Origin of the sequence: Frateuria flava (assembly GCF_017837635.1) — a bacterium.
GTDB lineage: Bacteria > Pseudomonadota > Gammaproteobacteria > Xanthomonadales > Rhodanobacteraceae > Frateuria_A > Frateuria_A flava.
This window is the reverse complement of record NZ_JAGJRS010000009.1, coordinates 102,868-106,250: the sequence shown is the minus strand read 5'-3', so window position 1 is coordinate 106,250 and position 3,383 is coordinate 102,868. Positions and strand designations below refer to the sequence as shown.

The 3,383-nt window shown below is 69.2% G+C and carries 6 protein-coding genes; all 6 read left to right on the top strand.

The window, feature by feature from the left end; genetic code table 11:
- Positions 1-195: 195 nt before the first annotated feature.
- The 6 genes from J7I44_RS04295 (at position 196) to J7I44_RS04270 (ending at position 3,177) form a co-directional block, all read left to right on the top strand.
- Positions 196-612: a hypothetical protein gene (locus J7I44_RS04295; protein WP_209616341.1), complete on the top strand. Its 417-nt coding sequence runs from the start codon at positions 196-198 to the stop codon at positions 610-612.
- Positions 613-744: 132 nt separating this feature from the next.
- Positions 745-1,164, top strand: coding sequence for a helix-turn-helix transcriptional regulator (locus tag J7I44_RS04290; RefSeq protein WP_245187915.1), 420 nt, complete (start codon positions 745-747; stop codon positions 1,162-1,164).
- 26 nt (positions 1,165-1,190) lie between these two features.
- Entirely contained in the window at positions 1,191-1,601 is a 411-nt protein-coding gene (locus J7I44_RS04285; protein ID WP_209616335.1) for a VOC family protein, read from the top strand.
- 23 nt (positions 1,602-1,624) lie between these two features.
- The gene (locus tag J7I44_RS04280; protein ID WP_209616333.1) at positions 1,625-2,008 is read left to right on the top strand and encodes a DUF1801 domain-containing protein; all 384 of its coding nucleotides are present in this window, start codon (positions 1,625-1,627) and stop codon (positions 2,006-2,008) included.
- A 105-nt stretch (positions 2,009-2,113) separates the two neighbouring features.
- Positions 2,114-2,404 (top strand): lipoate-protein ligase small subunit, encoded by a 291-nt coding sequence (lplB, locus tag J7I44_RS04275; protein ID WP_209616330.1) that lies wholly within the window; start codon positions 2,114-2,116, stop codon positions 2,402-2,404.
- Positions 2,401-3,177: a lipoate--protein ligase family protein gene (locus J7I44_RS04270; RefSeq protein ID WP_209616327.1), complete on the top strand. Its 777-nt coding sequence runs from the start codon at positions 2,401-2,403 to the stop codon at positions 3,175-3,177. The genes lplB and J7I44_RS04270 overlap by 4 nt, the downstream gene beginning before the upstream one ends.
- The last annotated feature ends 206 nt before the right edge of the window (positions 3,178-3,383 follow it).

The following is a 3,383-nucleotide window of genomic DNA, read 5'->3' as shown; positions in this document are numbered from 1 at the left end:
TCGTGCCACGTGTCACCTCGGTAGGAAATTCATCCTATCGGGTGTCCAAGGTCATTAGGCCACTTCAATGCGATGCTCCCCAGAAGGGAGAGGAGGAAGTGCCGAGGCGAACTTTCCCGCCCGCCACCACTCCAACCCCGGTACACGCGACCGCGCCCCGCCCGTTCATACAGGCACCGCCCGACCGGATCCCCCATGCGCTCCCTGCTTCCCGCCGCCATCTTTCTCGCCACCGTGCTGGCCATGCCAGCCTGGGCGCAGAGCGCCGGTCAGCCGCTCAACCTCAAGCTCCCGCCCAGCGACCTGCCCGCGCCGGCCAGCACGGCACCGAAGCCGTCCAGCGCCCCGGGCGTGTACTACGGCGACCACAGCGGGCGCACCGCCGCCGACGAGGACATCGCCACCGACGACTGCGATGACGCCACCTACAACCAGCCGCAGATCCACGGCAGCGTCGGCATGGGCGTGGTGAGCGGCAGCCATGTCGGCGGCAGCTACCAGCGCGGCACGGTCAACCTCAGCAAGGCGTTCGGCAGCTGCGACCATCCCACCGGCGGCGTCAGCGTCTCGATCGGTGCGGGTAGCGGACACTTCCACCACGACGGCCATTGACGGCCGCCAGGCGCACACCGGACCCCAGGCCACACGCTCGACCCGCCACCGCCCAACGGTGGCACCCACGCACATCGTTGTGCTCCACTTCGGGCGATGACACCGCCCGGCCCCTCCGTCCCCGCTACGCACTTGCGCGACCTTGCGCGCCTGCGCCGCGTGCGCGACCGCATCGACCGCGAATACGCGCAGCCGCTGGATGTCGAGGCCCTCGCCAGCGGCATCGGCATGTCGGCCGGCCACCTCAGCCGCCAGTTCAAGCTCGCCTACGGCGAATCGCCCTATGCCTACCTGATGACCCGGCGCATCGAGCGCGCCATGGCGTTGTTGCGTCGTGGCGATCTCAGCGTCACCGAAGTCTGCTTCACCGTCGGCTGCGCCTCGCTGGGCACCTTCAGCACGCGGTTCACCGAGCTGGTGGGCATGTCGCCCAGTGCCTACCGCACACGCGAAACGGGGGCGACCGCCGGCATCCCTTCATGCGTGGCCAAGCAGGTCACGCGACCGATCAGGAATCGAGAAGCACCCGCCGGCGAGCCGCACCTAGACTGAGCGCTCCCCACACAGGAGCAAATGCCATGGATCTGACCATCCACTCCACCTTCCTGCCGCACACCGACCCGAAGGCCTCGCTGGCCTTCTACCGTGACACCCTCGGCTTCGAAGTGCGCAACGAGGTCGAATACAACGGCCTGCACTGGATCACGGTCGGCCCGCACGGCCAGCCCGCCACGTCGATCGTGCTGCACCCGCCGGCCGCCACGCCCGGCCTCACCGATGACGAGCGTCGCACCATCGGCGAGATGATGGCCAAGGGCACCTTCGCCATGATCATCCTGGCCAGCCGCGATCTCGATGCGACCTTCGCACGCCTGGAAGCCAGCGGCGCCGAAGTCATCCAGGAACCGACCGAACAGCCCTACGGCGTGCGCGACTGCGCCTTCCGCGATCCGGCGGGCAACCACGTCCGCATCAACGAGGTGCGCTGACCGCCATGCCGAGGACGCCGCCCATGCCCCGGACCGAGTCCACGCCCTTCCGGCAGATCGACGCGCGCATCGAGGAACTGGCGGACTGGCGCGGCGAAACGCTCGCTCGCCTCCGCGCGATCATCCGGCAGGCCGCCCCCGGGGCGGTCGAGGAATGGAAATGGCGCGGCGTCCCGGTGTGGTCCCAGGGCGGCATGCTCTGCACCGGCGAGACATACAGGGACACCGTGAAGGTGACCTTCGCCAAGGGCGCCAGGCTGGCGGACCCCGCGGGTCTGTTCAACGCCAGCCTGGAGGGCAGCACGCGGCGCGCCATCGACTTCCACGAAGGCGACGACATCGACGAGCAGGCATTGGAGGCACTCGTTCGCGCCGCCGTCGCCTTGAACACCTCTGCGGCAAGCTAGCCGGCCATACCGCAAGGGCCTGCCGCCGGCACGCGTACGCCGGCGCAATCCTTTGGGAAGAAAAGCATTACCCTTGCCCGCCAGCGACAAGGCCCGGAGCGGCGGATGCACGGCGAATACAAGATGCCCGGCGGCAAGCTGATCGTGGTCGACCTGGCCATCGAGAGCGGTTGCCTGGCCCGGGTCCAGGTGAGCGGTGACTTCTTCCTGGAGCCCGACGACGCGCTGCACGCCATCGATGCCGCCCTGGAGGGCCAGGACGCCGGCGCCGACGAACACATGCTCGCCGCCGCCATCCGCGCGCAACTCGCGCCCGGCGTGATGATGTACGGCATCTCGCCCGAAGCCGTCGCCGTGGCGGTGCGCCGCGCCATCGACCAAGGAACGGAAGCATGACCCGCACGCTCTGGCGCGATCACGACTGGCACCTGATCCACACCGATCCGCAATCGCCCGCGCTGCACATGGCGCTGGACGAGGTGCTGACCCACGAGGTCGGCGCCGGCCGCCGGCCGCCCACGCTGCGCATCTGGGAATGGGGCGGACCCGCGGTGGTGATCGGGCGGTTCCAGTCGCTGCGCAACGAAGTCGACGGCGACGCCGCGCGGCGTCATGGGATCGAAGTGGTCCGGCGTGTCTCCGGCGGCGGCGCGATGTTCATCGAGCCGGGCAACACGATCACCTACTCGATCTACGCGCCGCTGTCGCTCATCAAGGGCATGAGCTTCCAGGAAGCCTACGCCTGGATGGATGCCTGGACGCTGGAGGCGCTGGGCGAGCTTGGCATCAAGGCCTGGTACCAGCCGCTGAACGACATCACCTCCGAAGGCGGCAAGATCGCCGGCGCGGCGCAGGCGCACCGCGGCGGCGCGGTGCTGCATCACGTGACGATGGCCTACGACATCGATGCAACCAAGATGCTCCAGGTGCTGCGCATCGGCCGCGAAAAGCTTTCCGACAAGGGCACGCAGAGCGCCGCCAAGCGCGTCGACCCGCTGCGCAGCCAGACCGGCTTGGCACGCGCGGCGATCATCGACCACATGATCGCCACCTTCCGGCGCCTGCACGGACTGGGCGACGGCTCGCTCCGAGCCGACGAGCTGGCCCAGGCCGGGATGCTCGCCCAGGAAAAGTTTTCCAGCACCGCCTGGACCGCCGACGTCCCCTGAGGCTGCGGCTGCAACCCGCGTACTGAGCCCCCTCACCGAGCCTTCCCCCGCGCGCGGGGGAAAATGCCGACAGGCGGATGGGGGGCACTTCCGGGCGCGATGCCGAGGCTAGCCTCTCGCAAGACTTCCCCCATCCGCCCTTCGGGCACCTTCCCCCGTGAACGGGGGAAGGACCTCCGCCCGGGCCCTCCGTCGCCAGCCTTCCC